This window comes from Streptomyces sp. NPDC048639, assembly GCF_043199075.1.
Classification (GTDB): Bacteria; Actinomycetota; Actinomycetes; order Streptomycetales; family Streptomycetaceae; genus Streptomyces.
This window is the reverse complement of sequence record NZ_JBICVP010000002.1, coordinates 910,747-924,522: the sequence shown is the minus strand read 5'-3', so window position 1 is coordinate 924,522 and position 13,776 is coordinate 910,747. Positions and strand designations below refer to the sequence as shown.

12 protein-coding genes and 1 rRNA gene are annotated in these 13,776 nt (G+C 72.6%); 10 read left to right on the top strand and 3 right to left on the bottom strand.

Features of this window, described 5'->3' with window-relative positions; genetic code table 11:
• The first annotated feature begins 194 nt into the window (after positions 1-194).
• The 3 genes from rrf (at position 195) to ACGFNH_RS08355 (ending at position 2,725) form a co-directional block, all read left to right on the top strand.
• A 5S ribosomal RNA gene (gene rrf, locus ACGFNH_RS08365) occupies positions 195-311 on the top strand.
• A 240-nt stretch (positions 312-551) separates the two neighbouring features.
• Positions 552-1,802 carry a hypothetical protein gene (locus tag ACGFNH_RS08360; RefSeq protein ID WP_393652271.1) on the top strand — a complete coding sequence of 417 codons (1,251 nt, stop codon included), beginning with the start codon at positions 552-554 and terminating at the stop codon, positions 1,800-1,802.
• The gene (locus ACGFNH_RS08355; protein WP_393652269.1) at positions 1,772-2,725 is read left to right on the top strand and encodes a hypothetical protein; all 954 of its coding nucleotides are present in this window, start codon (positions 1,772-1,774) and stop codon (positions 2,723-2,725) included. Before ACGFNH_RS08360 ends, ACGFNH_RS08355 begins: the two co-directional genes overlap by 31 nt.
• A 79-nt stretch (positions 2,726-2,804) precedes the next feature.
• Here ACGFNH_RS08355 and ACGFNH_RS08350 read toward each other — a convergent pair whose 3' ends face one another.
• Positions 2,805-4,175, bottom strand: coding sequence for a DUF1015 family protein (locus tag ACGFNH_RS08350; protein ID WP_393652212.1), 1,371 nt, complete (start codon positions 4,173-4,175; stop codon positions 2,805-2,807).
• A 71-nt stretch (positions 4,176-4,246) separates the two neighbouring features.
• Here ACGFNH_RS08350 and ACGFNH_RS08345 point away from each other — a divergent pair, with 71 nt between their 5' ends.
• From ACGFNH_RS08345 to ACGFNH_RS08330, 4 genes are all read left to right on the top strand, one after another.
• Entirely contained in the window at positions 4,247-5,281 is a 1,035-nt protein-coding gene (locus ACGFNH_RS08345; protein WP_393652211.1) for an HAD-IIA family hydrolase, read from the top strand.
• A gap of 255 nt (positions 5,282-5,536) precedes the next feature.
• Positions 5,537-6,586 carry a FecCD family ABC transporter permease gene (locus ACGFNH_RS08340; protein WP_393652210.1) on the top strand — a complete coding sequence of 350 codons (1,050 nt, stop codon included), beginning with the start codon at positions 5,537-5,539 and terminating at the stop codon, positions 6,584-6,586.
• A gap of 35 nt (positions 6,587-6,621) precedes the next feature.
• Positions 6,622-7,611 (top strand): FecCD family ABC transporter permease, encoded by a 990-nt coding sequence (locus ACGFNH_RS08335; protein WP_393652268.1) that lies wholly within the window; start codon positions 6,622-6,624, stop codon positions 7,609-7,611.
• A 77-nt stretch (positions 7,612-7,688) separates the two neighbouring features.
• The gene (locus ACGFNH_RS08330) at positions 7,689-8,732 is read left to right on the top strand and encodes an ABC transporter ATP-binding protein (RefSeq protein ID WP_393652267.1); all 1,044 of its coding nucleotides are present in this window, start codon (positions 7,689-7,691) and stop codon (positions 8,730-8,732) included.
• Here the strand turns inward: ACGFNH_RS08330 and ACGFNH_RS08325 are convergent.
• On the bottom strand, positions 8,680-9,027 hold the full coding sequence (locus ACGFNH_RS08325) for an SCP2 sterol-binding domain-containing protein (protein WP_393652209.1): 348 nt from the start codon (positions 9,025-9,027) through the stop codon (positions 8,680-8,682). The genes ACGFNH_RS08330 and ACGFNH_RS08325 overlap by 53 nt on opposite strands.
• A 273-nt stretch (positions 9,028-9,300) precedes the next feature.
• Between ACGFNH_RS08325 and ACGFNH_RS08320 the strand changes: the two genes are divergently transcribed.
• The 3 genes from ACGFNH_RS08320 to ACGFNH_RS08310 are packed head-to-tail and all read left to right on the top strand — an operon-like array spanning position 9,301 to position 11,370.
• Positions 9,301-9,654 carry a hypothetical protein gene (locus ACGFNH_RS08320; protein ID WP_393652266.1) on the top strand — a complete coding sequence of 118 codons (354 nt, stop codon included), beginning with the start codon at positions 9,301-9,303 and terminating at the stop codon, positions 9,652-9,654.
• Positions 9,655-9,661: 7 nt separating this feature from the next.
• Positions 9,662-10,468 carry a TlyA family RNA methyltransferase gene (locus ACGFNH_RS08315; protein ID WP_393652208.1) on the top strand — a complete coding sequence of 269 codons (807 nt, stop codon included), beginning with the start codon at positions 9,662-9,664 and terminating at the stop codon, positions 10,466-10,468.
• On the top strand, positions 10,465-11,370 hold the full coding sequence (locus ACGFNH_RS08310) for an NAD kinase (RefSeq protein WP_393652207.1): 906 nt from the start codon (positions 10,465-10,467) through the stop codon (positions 11,368-11,370). Before ACGFNH_RS08315 ends, ACGFNH_RS08310 begins: the two co-directional genes overlap by 4 nt.
• A gap of 197 nt (positions 11,371-11,567) precedes the next feature.
• Here ACGFNH_RS08310 and ACGFNH_RS08305 read toward each other — a convergent pair whose 3' ends face one another.
• Positions 11,568-13,073: a S41 family peptidase gene (locus tag ACGFNH_RS08305; protein ID WP_393652206.1), complete on the bottom strand. Its 1,506-nt coding sequence runs from the start codon at positions 13,071-13,073 to the stop codon at positions 11,568-11,570.
• Positions 13,074-13,776 lie beyond the last annotated feature (703 nt).

Sequence of the window (13,776 nt, the reverse complement as noted above, 5' to 3'; positions counted from 1 at the left end):
GCCAGATATGGAAGCACCGTGAGGTGTGGAGTTGACTGGTACTAATAGGCCGAGGGCTTGTCCTCAGATGCTCGCGTCCACTGTGTTGTTCTGAAACAACGAACAATTCCGGTTGAATTGGTATGTCTCAACTGAAGAGTGTGCTTGTTCGCTGTCTCTATCAGACTTCCGCCCTATTGGGGCGGGGATAGAGTTTCGGTGGTCATTGCGTTAGGGAAACGCCCGGTTACATTTCGAACCCGGAAGCTAAGCCTTTCAGCGCCGATGGTACTGCAGGGGGGACCCTGTGGGAGAGTAGGACACCGCCGAACAATCATTGAAGGACCCCTGGTCCCGGCGTACATGCTGGGGCCAGGGGTCCTTTTTGTTTTTCCCGAAGCGCATCGCTGTGTCAGGTGCGCGAGAATGATGACTGCGGTACCGCTAGACAGGAGTCACGTCGATGTCCACCAATTCGCCCGAGGATGGGGCCGGTCGTTCGGACCGCCGGCCGAAGCGTCAAGACGGCGGTGACCGGCGGGACTTCCGAGCGTCGGGACCGCGTCGCGACCGTGACCGGGACGGCGACCGCGGAGGTTTCCGTGGCCGCGGAGGCGACGAGCGTTCGTCCGGGCCTCGGCGTGACGATGACCGTGACCGTGGTGGTTTCCGGCGTGATCGGGACGATCGGGATCGGGGGCGTGGGCCGCGGCGCGAGGATGACCGTGACCGTGGTGGGTTCCGGGGTGACCGGGATGACCGCGCGCCGCGTGGGCCGCGCCGCGACGATGAGCGTGGTGGGTTCCGGGGTGGTGACCGGGATGATCGCGCGTCGCGTGGGCCTCGTCGTGACGATGAGCGTGGCGGCGGGTTCCGTGGCCGCGATGACAGGGCTCCCTCCTACCGTCGTGACGACCGCGACCGCGACCGCGACGGCACCCGCGACCGGAACCGCGATCGGGATGACCGTGACCGTGGTGGGTTCCGGGGTGACCGGGATGATCGCGCGTCGCGTGGGCCGCGTCGCGACGATGAGCGTGGTGGCGGGTTCCGTGGCCGCGATGACAGGGGGCCCTCCTACCGTCGTGATGACCGGGATCGGGGGCGTGGGCCGCGGCGCGAGGACGACCGTGACCGTGGTGGGTTCCGGGGTGACCGGGATGACCGCCCGCCGCGTGGGCCGCGCCGCGACGACGAGCGTGGCGGCGGGTTCCGTGGCCGCGATGACAGAGGGCCCTCCTACCGTCGTGACGACCGCGATCGGGGGCACGGGCCGCGGCGCGAGGACGACCGCGACCGTGGTGGGTTCCGTGGCGATAGGGATGATCGTCCGCCGCGTCGTGACGACGAGCGTGGTGGCGGGTTCCGTGGCCGCGATGACAGGGGGCCCTCCTACCGTCGTGACGACCGCGATCGGGGGCGTGGGCCGCGGCGCGAGGACGACCGCGACCGTGGTGGGTTCCGGGGTGACCGGGATGACCGCCCACCGCGTGGGCCGCGCCGCGACGACGAGCGTGGCGGCGGTTTCCGTGGCCGGGACGATCGTGGCCGGGACGAGCGTGGCGGTGGCTTCCGTGGCCGGGACGATCGTGGCCGGGACGAACGTCGTCCCGATGACCGCGGTCCGCGCCGGCCGTACGGGCAGGGTGGCCGCGGGCGGCCCGATCAGCGTTCCGACCGGGGCCCTGGCTTCGGACGCCGTGACGGTCGCGACGGACGTGACGGACGTGACGGTCGCGGCGGTTACTCCAGCCGGGACGACCGTTCGCGCGGCGACCGCGATCGGGAGCCGATCAAGCGGCTGCCGATCCCCGAGGACGTGACGGGCAGCGAGGTCGACCAGGCCGTACGGCAGGACTTGATGAGCCTGCCGAAGACGCTCGCCGACGATGTCGCCAGGAACCTGGTCATGGTCGCCCGCCTGTTGGACGACGACCCGGAGCGGGCCTATGGGTATTCGCGCGTCGCGCTGCGGCTCGCCTCGCGGGTCGCGGCCGTACGCGAGGCCGCCGGCTTCGCCTCGTACGCGACCGGCAAGTACTCGGAGGCGCTGGCGGAGTTCCGTGCCGCCCGGCGTATGACCGGATCCGCGGAACTGTGGCCCGTGATGGCCGACTGCGAGCGCGGCATGGGCCGGCCCGAGCGGGCGTTGGCGATGGCCGGTGAGCCTGAGGTGCAGAAGCTCGACCGTGCCGGGCAGGTCGAGATGCGGCTCGTCGCCGCCGGTGCGCGGCGCGACATGGGCCAGGCCGAGGCCGCGGTCGTGACGCTGCAGAGCTCCGAGCTGGCATCGACCGCCATTCAGCCGTGGACCGCCCGACTGCGTTACGCCTACGCGGACGCGCTGCTCGCCGTGGGCCGGGAGGACGAGGCGCGCGAGTGGTTCGCCAAGGCCCTGGAGGCCGATCAGGGCGGGACCACGGATGCTTCGGACCGTCTGGCAGAGTTGGACGGCGTGGAGTTCACCGACGCGCTCGACCCGGACGCGGTCGACACGGAGGGGACGCCGGAAGAGACATCGGACGAGACGGAGCGCTCGGTCGAGACGGAGGGCTCGGTCGAGTCGGTCGAGTCGGAAGAGGGCGCCGTGGAGGACGTACGGGCCGAGGCGCCGCCCGTCGACGACGACACGCAGCCGGAGCCGGAGCCGGAGCCGGAGCCGGAGCCGGAGATCGAGTCCGAGTCCGCGGACGCAGACGCGACCCTGTCCGAGCCCGACGAGGAGTCGGGGCGCGACCAGGACTGAACCAGCCTCGCTGATGCGCAAAGAGGGCGGAACTCCCGGTGTACTCGCCGGGGTTCCGCCCTCTTCGCTTTTTCCGCGTTCAGCCCAGGTCGAGGCTGCGCAGCACCAGTCCTGTCGCCGGCTTGGGCCCGAACGACGTCGACTTGCGCGGCATCGTCACTCCCTGCTGGGCGAGCTCGCGTACGACGTCCTCCCGCACCGGGTGCATCAGGACGGCCGTACCGCCGTGTCGTTGGGCCTTGTCGACGGCGGCGGCGACGTCATGGATGTAGCCGATGTGGTCGGGGCTGTCCGAGACCTGCCACACGTGGTCCAGCAGGGTGGAGTGGAGGACGGTGGCGTCGAGGGTGCGCCAGGCTTCCGGTCGGTCGGCCGGGATCGTACGCGCCAGGAGCGCGGGGTCCGGGCGGTCGACCAGGTGGAATCCGCCGTCGCCCGCGAGCAGATAGGCGTTGCCGCCCCCGGCGGCAGAGCTGTCCGCGGTTCGCGCGCCTGAGGCGGGAGCGGTACTCCCGGCGGCGGACGCATCCCCGGCCTCCGCCGTCTCCGTCCCCTCTACCGCGGCCGCCAACGCCTCAAGCGCCTTCGGCAGCGGACCGTCCACCTTCCGTACCCGGAAGGCGCCTTCGAGTGCCGCCACCGCGGCCGCCACCGGAAGCCGGTGCAGCACCCGGTGGATCGCGCGGACGCGCAGCGGGTAGCGGGCGGTGTCGACGAGCAGAACCAGTCCCGAGTCCCAGGGGCCGGGTGCGTCGTGCTCGGCGCGGAGCCGCAGGTATGTGGCCCAGCGGTGGTGGCCGTCCGCGATGAGGGCCTGGTGGCCTCCGAGATCGGTTGCGGCCTCGGCGAGTTCGGCGGGGTCGGTCACCGCCCACAGCCGGTGGCTGACGCTGTCCTCCGTTGTCGTCGACAGCAGGGGCGGGCGGTGCACGGTCCGTTCGATGACGGCGGTCGCACCCACCTCGCCGCCGTTGCCCCGGTAGGTGAGGAGCAGCGGCTCCAGATTGGCGGCCGTCTCGCGCATGAGCGCCGCCCGGTCCTCGACGATCTCCTGCATGACGCCCTCGTGCGGGAGGACGATGCCCTCCTCGGGCGGACTGAGTCGCAGCGCACCGATGATGCCGCGCTGCAGGAAGTCGCCGCTGCACTGCTCGTAGACGTAGAGGGCCGGTTCGGGGTCGGCGGCGAGGACGCCTTCCGCCCGCCATGTGCGCAGCGTCTCCGCGGCCTGCCGGTGAGGGTCGGCGAATCCGGCCGCCTGGGGCAGGATGAGCCGGACGATGTTGTGCGGGTCGGCGGTCTCGAGGTGGCGCAGTCCGTCCGGCCGTACGACGACGTCGTACGGCGGGGAGGTCACGGCGGCGAGGCTCCCGACGCGTTCCGGGACGTAGCGCAGACCTCGGAAGGGCGACAGACGCAGACCGTCGCGGGCAGGCCCTGATGTGGTCATTGGGGCATGTTATGCGGCCTGCGGCGATGCGCGATGATCGGGGGAGAGCCACGAGCGAGGAGCGAGAGACGATGACCCGACAGGCCAGGATCCGGACCCGGACCGACGCGAGCGCCCGGCCTCTGAGCGAGGCGTACGACACGGCGCTGCTCGATCTGGACGGGGTGGTCTATGCCGGGGGTCGCGCCATCGGGCACGCTCCCGAGTCGCTGGCGGCGGCGCGGGACGGCGGTATGCACCTCGCGTATGTGACGAACAATGCGTCCCGGACGCCGCAGGCGGTCGCCGGGCTTCTGACGGACCTCGGCGTCCCTGCTGAGCCGACCGACGTCATCACCTCGGCGCAGGCCGTGGCCCGGCTCATCGCGGACCAAGTCCCGGCGGGCTCCCGGGTGTTGGTGATCGGCGGGGAGGGGCTGCGGGTCGCGCTGCGGGAACGCGGCCTGGAGCCGGTGGAGTCGGCGGACGACGACCCGGCCGCCGTGGTGCAGGGGTACGGAGGGCCCGAACTGCCGTGGGGGCGCTTCGCGGAGGCGTCCTACGCGGTGGCGCGCGGCGTGCCCTGGTTCGCCTCCAACACCGATCTGACGATTCCGAGCGAGCGCGGCATCGCCCCGGGCAACGGCGCCGCGGTCGAGGTCGTACGGCTGGTGACCGGCGGTGAGCCGCAGGTCGCGGGCAAGCCGCGGCCGCCGATGCACCGCGAGACGATTCTGCGGACGGGCGCGGAGCGGCCGCTGGTCGTGGGGGACCGGCTGGACACCGACATCGAGGGTGCGCACGTGGGCGGGGTGGACTCGCTGCTCGTGCTGACAGGGGTGACGGACGCGGTGCAGCTGCTCGCCGCCCCGCCGCAGCACCGCCCGACGTATGTGGCCGCCGATCTGCGCGGGTTGCTGACCGGGCAGCCGGAGGTCGGGGAGGAGGCCGGCGGCTTCGTGTGCGGTGGCTGGAGCGCGTCCGTACGGGACGGGGAGGCGGTGCTCGACGGCGGGGGCGAGGCGCTCGACGGGCTGCGGGCGCTGTGCGCCGCGGTGTGGACGTGGGCGGGTGACGGCTCGGGGGGCGTGGAGACGGACAAGGCTTTGGCGCGGCTGGGGTTTTGAGGCCGGGGGGCTGGGTCTGAGCGGTACGTACGCCAAGGCGCCGCCGGGCCGGGGCCGCGTGGAGTACGGGCCGGGGGCCAACGTCCGTATGCCGTGCCGGACATGCGGCGTCGGATGCGGCGCTGGAGCCGGGTGCCCCTGGACGGCGCTCGTGTGATGGGCGAAAGGGCCGGGCAGGAGGGGGCGGGTGCCGGGCGCGGAATCAAGGGTGGGGCCGGTCGCCAGGGCTGGTGAGGGCAGGCTAACCTAAGGTCAATGTTGGTCGACCGTCCCCTCGAACGTGGCGAGATACCGCCTGCCGCCGCTCCGCCCCGGCGCATCGCCCCGCGCGCCCTCGGGCTGCTCGCCGCTGCCGGAGTGCTGCTGTTGGTCACGGCCGCCAGCATCGCCGTCGGGGCCAAGCAGATACCCCTCGACCAGGTGTGGCACGGGCTGTTCCACTACACGGGCAGCGACACGGACGTCGTCGTCAAGGACGTGCGGCTGCCGAGGACCGTGCTCGGGCTGCTCGTCGGCGTCGGCCTCGGCCTGGCCGGCGCGGTGATGCAGGCGCTCACCCGCAATCCGCTGGCCGACCCCGGCCTCCTCGGAGTGAACGCCGGTGCCTCGGCCGCCGTCGTCTCCGCCATCAGCTTTCTGGGCGTCACGTCGCTGACCGGATATGTCTGGTTCGCCTTCCTCGGCGCCGCCATCGCCTCGGCCGTGGTGTACGTGCTCGGGGGCAGCCGTGGCGCGACCCCGATCCGCCTCGCGCTCGCGGGCACCGCGATGACCGCTGCCCTCTACGGCTACATCAACGCCGTCATGCTGCTCGACACCGCGGCACTGGACAAGATGCGGTTCTGGACGGTCGGTTCGCTGGCCTCGGCCAACATGTCCCTCGTCGGGCAGGTGCTGCCGTTCCTCGCGACCGGCACCCTCATCGCGCTCGCGCTCGCCCGCCCGCTCAACGCGATGGCCCTCGGCGACGACACCGCTCGCGCCCTCGGCGCGCACCTGACCCGGACCCGGGCCCTCGCCATGGTCTCCCTCACGCTGCTGTGCGGTGCCGCGACCGCGGCCTGCGGGCCCATCGTGTTCGTGGGGTTGATGATCCCGCACCTCGTACGCGCCCTCACCGGCCCCGATCTGCGGTGGATCCTGCCGTACGCCGCGGTGCTCTCGCCGGTGCTGCTCCTCGGCGCCGATGTCATCGGCCGGGTCGTCGCGCGCCCCGCGGAGTTGCAGGTCGGCATCGTCACCGCGCTGATGGGCGGCCCCCTCTTCATCCACCTCATCCGCCGGCGAAGGATGGCCCACCTGTGAAAGCGCTGCGCACCCGCGGCGGGCTCTCGTTCCGCATGGACGCCCGTGGGGCGGTCGTCGGGCTGCTGCTCGCCGCCGTCGCCCTGCTGATGGCGGTGGTGCTCATCGGCACCGGTGACTTCCCCCTCGCGCCCGCGGACGTGCTCCGCACGCTCGCCGGAAACGGCACCCCGGCCCAGGACTTCATCGTCAACGAACTGCGGCTGCCGCGCGTCCTCGTCGGGCTCTGCGTGGGCGTGGCCCTCGGCCTCGCGGGCGCCGTCTTCCAGAGCATCTCCCGCAATCCGCTGGGCAGTCCGGACTTCATCGGCCTCGCGCAAGGGTCGGCGGCCGGGGCGCTCGTCGTGATCGTGCTGATCAAGGGCAGTACGGTCGCGGTGGCGTTCGGGGCCTTCGGTGGCGGTCTGCTCACGGGCCTCGCGATCTATCTGCTGGCCTGGCGGCAGGGCCTTCACGGCTACCGCTTGGTTCTGGTCGGCATCGGTGCGTCGGCCATGCTCACCGGGCTCAACAGCTATCTGCTCACCAAGGCAGACCTCGTGGACGCCGCACGCGCGATCGTCTGGATCACGGGCTCGCTGTCCGGACGCGACTGGGCCCAGGTCTGGCCGCTGCTGACCGTCTGCGCCGTCATCGTCCCGCTGGTGCTCGCCCAGGCGCGCCCGCTGCGCATGCTCGAGATGGGCGACGACTCGGCGTACGCGCTGGGGGTACAGGTCGAGCGCACCCGGCTGCTGCTGATGTTGGCGGCCGTGCTGCTCACGGCGGTCGCGACGGCAGCGGCAGGGCCGATCGCGTTCGTCGCGCTCACCGCGCCGCAGCTCGCCCGGCGCCTCACCCGCTCGCCGGGGCCGAACCTGCTGCCCGCCGCCTGCATGGGCGGGGCGCTGCTGGTCTCCGCGGACTGGGCGTCGCAGCGGGTGTTCGGGGCGGACCGGGTGCCGGTCGGCGTCGTGACCGGAGTGCTGGGCGGCGGGTACTTGCTGTGGCTGCTGGTGACCGAGCGAAAGGCGGGACGGATATGAAGCGGCCCGACCCGCAGGGGTACGACCCGCGGAGCACTTCCGCACCGCCCCGTACCAGGGACGCCCGACCCGCGGCCATGAACGCCAAGCCGGAGACCACCACCGCCAGGAGAGACGACGTGACCGCCCCGACTCCCTCCCGGAACCGCCTCGCGGCCGAATCCGTCACCCTCGCCTACGACCGGCGCACCGTCGCCGAGGACCTCTCCGTGGAGATCCCGGACCGGTCCTTCACGGTCATCGTCGGGCCCAACGCCTGCGGCAAGTCCACGCTCCTGCGCGCCCTGTCGAGGATGCTCAAGCCGACCTCGGGCTCCGTCCTGCTCGACGGACAGGCGATCGGATCCCTGCCCGCGAAGAAGGTCGCCCGGACGCTCGGGCTGCTGCCGCAGTCGTCCATCGCGCCGGACGGGATCACGGTCGCCGACCTCGTGGCGCGCGGCCGCTATCCGCACCAGGGACTGCTGCGGCAGTGGTCGTCGGAGGACGAGCGGATCGTCGACACATCGATGGCGGCGACCGGTGTGGCCGAGCTCGCGGATCGCTATGTCGACGAATTGTCCGGCGGTCAGCGGCAGCGCGTGTGGATCGCGATGGCCATCGCCCAGCAGACTCCGCTGCTGCTCCTCGACGAGCCGACGACGTACCTCGACATCCAGCACCAGATCGATGTCCTCGACCTCTGCGCGGAGTTGCACGAGGAGCAGGGCAGGACCCTGGTCGCGGTCCTGCACGACCTGAACCACGCGGCGCGCTACGCGACACATCTGATCGCGATGCGCGGTGGGGAGATCGCCGCGGAGGGGAAGCCGGGGGAGATCGTCACCGCCGAGCTGGTCGAGCAGGTCTTCGGGATGCGCTGCCAGGTGATCGACGATCCGGAGACGGGCACGCCGCTGGTCGTACCGGCCGCGCGCGAACGCCGTACGGGCGTGGCCTCTCGCCCCGTCGTGGATACGGCCACCGGCGGGGCCGGGGCCGACGTGAGGACCGGGACTGCAGCAGCGAACGGGAGCGGGGCGGCGAGCGTGACCAAAGCTGCGGGCGGGACTGAAGCGGCGAGCGGGACTACAGCAGCGAGCGCAGCCGCATCAGATCCCGCAGCCCGGCCTCGAGCTTGACCCGGCCCGTACCCCATGCCTTGGCGAAGTTCAGCTTGCCGTCGACCATGGCCACCAGGTCGTCGCTGGCCATCGTGAGCCGGATCTGCGCGCGCTCGGGCGGAGGGCCTTGCACCGTCCTCACGTCCCGGATCCGGCTCTCCGCGAGGCGGCCTACGAAGGTGATGTCCAGATCGGTGATACGGCAGCTCAGCGAACGGTCGAGCGCGGCGGCGCTGCGCAGGTCCCCGTTCGCCCGGGCGAGATTCTCCGAAAGCCGGTCGAGCGCCAGCCGGCACTCCTCGATCGTCTTCATCGTGATCGACGGTACCCCAGAGCCTCGCTCCCCGATGACGGCGCGGTTCGGGGTAGCGTCGGGGCCATGAACGAGTCGATGCCCGGCGGGGAGCAGGCCCGGGACCGGGAGTGGCTGCCGGAGGACGAGCCGACGGCGGCAGCGGAGCGTGCGGCGGAGCCGCGGCGCACGCCCGTGGAGGGGACCGGGGACGCGGCCGGTGCCGAGCACACGCCCGTACCCGCGCCCGGGAATGCCGAGGACCCGGGGGATGCCGGGGGCGGCGAGGACGCGGTGGCCGCCCGGGACGCGGTGGCCGGCAGGGACAGCGAGGACGCGGTGGACGGCGCGGAGCCGCGCGGACCGGAGCCCGCCACCGGACCCGCGCCCCTGGGCATCCCGCGCACACCCACCGCGAGTGCCGAAGTGGACGCCCAACTCGAGCGGCTGTCCGACGCCGACCACCTCCCCGCGGACGGCCACATCGAGGTGTACGAGGATGTGCACCGCGGTCTGCGCGACACGCTCACCGTGCTCGACTCCCGCCCCGGCCCGCCCCCTCCGTCCGGGCCCCGCCCGCCGGGCCCCCCAGGACCTTCACCGTCCCGCCCCACGCCCGCACCCGGGCCGTACGACCCCAGGAGCTGAACCGCACGTGGCACGACGCCGACTCGACGCGGAGCTGGTGCGCAGGAAGCTGGCCCGCTCGCGGGAGCACGCGAGTCAGCTCATCGCCGCGGGGAGGGTGACCGTCGGCGGCACCACCGCGACCAAGTCCGCCACCCAGGTGGAGACCAGCGCGGCCGTGGTCGTGCTCGAGGACGACGGCGACCCCGAGTACGTCTCGCGCGGCGGCCACAAGCTCGCGGGCGCGCTCGCCGCGTTCGTCCCCCTCGGCCTGAAGACCGAGGGGCGCCGCGCGCTCGACGCGGGCGCGTCGACCGGCGGGTTCACCGATGTGCTGCTGAGGGCGGGCGTGGAGCACGTCGTCGCCGTCGACGTCGGCTACGGCCAACTCGCCTGGACCTTGCAGAGCGATGAACGCGTCACCGTCAAGGACCGTAAGAACGTACGCGAGTTGACGCTTGAGGAGATCGAAGGAAAGCCGGTGGGCCTGATCGTGGGGGATCTTTCGTTCATCCCGCTCGGTCTCGTGCTGCCCGCGCTGGTGCGCTGCGCCGAGCCGGACGCCGACTTCGTGCTCATGGTCAAACCGCAGTTCGAGGTCGGCAAGGACCGGCTCGGCAGCGGCGGTGTGGTGCGCAGTCCCGAACTGCGCGCCGAGGCCGTACGCAGCGTCGCAGGAGAGGCGGCCGGACTCGGCCTCGGGGTGCTGGGCGTCACCGCGAGTCCCCTGCCGGGTCCGTCCGGTAATGTCGAGTACTTCCTTTGGCTGCGCGCCGGGGCGCCCGCTCTGGACCCGGCGGCTGTCGAACGAGCAGTGGCGGAGGGGCCGCGTTGACGAAGACCACATCAGCACGCACCGTTTTTCTGCTCGCCCACACCGGCAGGCCGTCGGCGATCCGCAGCGCCGAACTGGTGGTGCAGGGCCTGCTGCGCTGCGGCATCGGCGTACGCGTGCTGGCCTCCGAGGCCGCGGACCTGCCGCTGCCGTCCCAGGTCGAGCAGGTCGACCCGTCCGAGGACGCGCTCGACGGCAGCGAACTGCTGGTGGTGCTGGGCGGCGACGGGACCCTGCTGCGCGGCGCGGAGCTGGCGCGCAGCTCCGGCGTGCCGATGCTCGGCGTCAACCTCGGCCGCGTCGGCTTCCTCGCCGAGGCGGAGCGCGACGACCTGGACAAGGTGGTCGACCGGGTGGTCACGCGCTCGTACGAGGTCGAGGAGCGCATGACCATCGACGTGCTGGTGCGCACCAACGGGCAGATCGTGCACCGCGACTGGGCGCTGAACGAGGCGTCGGTGGAGAAGGCCGCGCGCGAACGGCTGCTGGAGGTGGTGATCGAGGTCGACGGGCGGCCGGTCTCCCGCTTCGGCGGCGACGGTGTGGTCTGTGCGACTCCGACGGGCTCCACGGCGTACGCGTTCTCGGCCGGAGGCCCGGTCGTCTGGCCCGAGGTCGAGGCGCTGCTGATGGTGCCGATCAGCGCCCACGCCCTCTTCGCCAAGCCCCTGGTGACCGCACCGGACTCCGTGCTCGCGGTCGAGGTGCAGCCGCAGACACCGCACGGCGTGCTGTGGTGCGACGGACGGCGGACCGTCGAACTGCCCGCGGGCGCGCGGGTGGAGGTGCGGCGCGGAGCCGTGCCGGTACGGCTCGCGCGGCTGCACCATGCGTCGTTCACCGACCGGCTCGTCGCCAAGTTCGCGCTCCCGGTGGCGGGTTGGCGCGGCGCACCGCAGTAGCACCCGCACCGCAGTAGCCCCCAGCCGCAGTAGTCCGGCGCGCCGGGGGAGAGTTGCCGCGCCGGAGTGTCACCCGCGTCGGAGGAGCGCCGTCAGGGCTGTCGCGCCGTAGTCGCCGCCGACGGCAGGATTCCGCCGACGGCAGGATTCCGGCGGCGGCAGGATTCCGGCGGCGGCAGCGGTCCGGCAGCGTGCCCTCAGTCGCGGCTCTTCACGGTGAGCAGCGCGCGGGCGCGGGCGAGGGCCGAGTCGCGGTGCTTCGCGAACTCCTCGTCCGTGAACACCGGCGTACGGATGTCCGGCGGGATGCCCGCGCCGTCGAACGTCGTGCCCTCCGCCGTGCGGAACTCCTCGTTCGGCAGGATGAAGGACCAGCCGTTCGGCAGCGTCCGGTCGAGGGTGTCGGAGAAGGCGCCCTGGGTGTTCTCGCCGATCCGCGTGGGTGCGGGCGTACGTCCCATGAGGGCCTGGGTGAACGTCTCGCCCGCGCTCACGGTGAGCCGCCCGGTCAGCACCGCCACCGGCCCCGAATACACCGGGCGATCGCCGTGCGGCCGGACCCGGATCCGCCGGCCGGGGGTGAACTGCCCGGGATCGTCCGGGTCGTTGCGGGCGTGCTTGGTGTACGCGATGTAAGGGCGGTCGGTCAGCCGGGAGGCGAGCCGGACGCCCAGCCGGTCCGAACCGCCCCCGTTGAAGCGCAGATCGATGACCAGGCCGCGCAGCCGTTCCGGTCCCTCGGTGCGCTGCTCGGTGAGGACGGAGTCGAGAGCCTTGTCGAGTTCGGCGGCGGCGCTCGCGTAGTCGCCCTTGTCGGTGAAGCCGGCGAAGCGGGTGATGCGGAGGTAGCCGATGCGGCCGGGCAGATCGGCGTAGGACAGGGCGCCCTGCGCCCAGCGGCGCTGCTCGGCTCCCACGCTCTCGGCGGTCGCTTTGTCGATCCGCGCGATGGATTCGGCGGTGGGGAACTCGGTGTCCTGCCGGTGCCCCGCGTATCGCCGGTCCTTGCCGGCGATGAGACCCGTGTGGGTGTCGTGGAGCGGCTCGATCATGTCCCGGAGGATCGCGAAGAGTTGATCGTCCGTCGTACCGGCGGTGACCCGGGGGCGGTAGCGGTCACGGACGGCGTTCCAGTCGATGCCCTTCGCCGCGAAGAAGGGGTAGTTCTCGGCGTACGTCCGCCAGAAGACGTCGAAGACGGCCCGCGGGTCGTCGGCGGGCTCGCGCTCGCATGTGCGCGGGACGCCCGGGAGGCGGTGCAGGACCCGGTCGCCCACGCTGCTCGCGATGCGGAGGCGGGCGGTGCGGCCGCCGGGCTCGGGTGTCACCGTCACGCGGTCGTAGTCCGAGTCCTCCCCGGGTGCGAACTCCGCGCCGCCGTCGGGGCCGACCGGGCCGGACCGTGTGGCGGTGAGCGCGCCCGGAAGGCAACTCCCGCGCGTGGTCTCGTAACTGCGGAGCCGGCGGCCCTCGACGGCCACGATGGTGCCGTAGCCGTCCGTACGCCAGACGCCCTGCACCGAGGCGCGGGCGGGGCGTTCGGGCGGAACCGCGTCGGCCGTGCCGGCCGTGCCGGCCGTGCCGGCCGCGCCGGCGGCTCCGCCGCAGGCGGTCGCGGCGGCGGTGGTGGCCAAGACGGTCACGGTGGCGAGAGCCAGCGCGGTGACGGTCGTACGGCGGTGGCGGCGGGCGTCGGTGGTCATGAATGTCTCCCTGGGGTGCGGGGTGCGGCGTGCGGGGTGCGGGATGCGGGGTGAACGGGCGGTCGGGTGTGGCCGGGTGTCGCCGAGGTGCGCCGTGAGGTGTGCCCCGGTGGTCCGGGGTGTGCGTCGTGAGGCCGTGCCGGAGCGTGTGGTGAGAGGCCGGGACGTGTGGTGGGAGGTGGGCGGCGGTCGGCCCGCCCGGAGCGTCGTGTTCGCGGCGGCGCCGCAGTGCCACAGCCGCTCCCGGGGTCGACACTGCCGCGAAAAGCGACAAAGAGACCGAGCCGGTCAGCAGGCCCGCCGCCGTGATGTCCACCGCGTCGCTGGCGATCAGCCGCTGTACGAATGGTTGCAGCCCGTTCGTTGCCGTGACCGAGAGCATCGTCGGGAGCGCTGCTCACCACGTCCGCGGCGAGCAGTAGGCGACCGCTGTTCCGGCGAACACCGGCCGGTGCGCGCGCATCGATGCCCGCGCGAGTGAAGCGCCCATCCTCCACAACCTCCGTGACTCTTACGGGTGTTCGGCTCTCACCGCCCTGTCCGGGCGGTGGCTCCAGCGTCGTGCCCGGGGCGCGGCCGGGGCCATGGAGTGATCACCCGGGCCGGGGTGGGGGTGTCCCCAGGGCGGGCGGCGCGGGCAGAGGCCCAGCGGTACGTGCGCGAACCGCACGCGCGCCCTACGGGACCCCCTCTCGGGTAGGGC